The 920-nt window shown below is 66.4% G+C and carries 2 protein-coding genes; one reads left to right on the top strand and one right to left on the bottom strand.

Going from position 1 to position 920, the window contains the following annotated elements; translation table 11 throughout:
- The coding region (locus EOA79_RS32270) for a MurR/RpiR family transcriptional regulator (protein ID WP_164894083.1) at window positions 1-616 on the top strand (616 nt) is incomplete at its 5' end.
- Window positions 617-723: 107 nt separating this feature from the next.
- Here the strand turns inward: EOA79_RS32270 and EOA79_RS32265 are convergent.
- The coding region (locus tag EOA79_RS32265; protein WP_206639304.1) for a DUF167 family protein at window positions 724-920 on the bottom strand (197 nt) is incomplete at its 5' end.

The following is a 920-nucleotide window of genomic DNA, read 5'->3' as shown; positions in this document are numbered from 1 at the left end:
GCTCAGCCGCGACGCGCGCGAGCAGCGCATCGCTTCCGCCATTACCGAGGCAGCGGTCGCCGCCATCCAGCGGGCCAGCGAAAATCTCGACATGACGACGCTGATGGCTGTCGGCGCCCGCATCGCCGGTTCCGGCAATGTGCTGTGCATCGGCTCCGGCGGCATCTCCTCGATGATGGCGACGGAGATGCAAAATCGGCTGTTCCGGCTGGGCCTCTCGGCGCTCGCCCAGGTCGACGGCCAGTTACAGCGCATGTATGCGGCGGTCGCGACACCGGAGACGACGCTGGTCGCCTTCTCGGTCTCGGGCTATGCCCGCTCGGTCATCGAGGCGGTCGAGGTCGCGCAGCAATATGGCGCAGCCACCGTCGCCATCACCGCGCCCGATTCGGCTTTGGCCAAGGTCGCCGACACGGTCATCCAGTTGCAGTCTTTCGAGGACGGGAATATCTACAAGCCGACCTCGTCGCGCTACGCGCTGCTTGCCATTCTCGACATGATCGCCACCACGGTGGCGGAATCGCGCGGGCCGAAGGTGCTGGAGAACCTGCGCCGCATCAAGCAGAGCGTGAATACGCTGAAGGTCGACGATCCGAAGCTGCCGCTGGGAGACTGAAGCGCCGGGGCTGAAACTGCCGATCTCCCCCGAGTAGGAACCCAAGCGGGGGGAATGTCCGGCAGGACAGAGGCGGGCGCTGGCCCGCCTCGCCTCTCAAGTTTGGATTACCCGGAAAGCGCCTCGACGCTCTTCGCCAGCTCAGCCGCATCACCCCAGATCCGCAGCGTCTTAAGCCGGGACGTGCCTCCGGCCACCACCGAAACCGCCGATCCCGGCACGCCAAGCGCCTTCGCCATCATCCGCTCCAGCGCCGTATTGGCGGCGCCGTTCTCCGGCACCGCGCGCACACGCGCCTTGAAAT

Source organism: Mesorhizobium sp. M1A.F.Ca.IN.020.03.2.1 (genome assembly GCF_004023205.1).
Taxonomy (GTDB): domain Bacteria; phylum Pseudomonadota; class Alphaproteobacteria; order Rhizobiales; family Rhizobiaceae; genus Mesorhizobium.
Note: the sequence above shows the minus strand (reverse complement) of the source record. Positions and strands in the feature narration are given on the sequence as shown.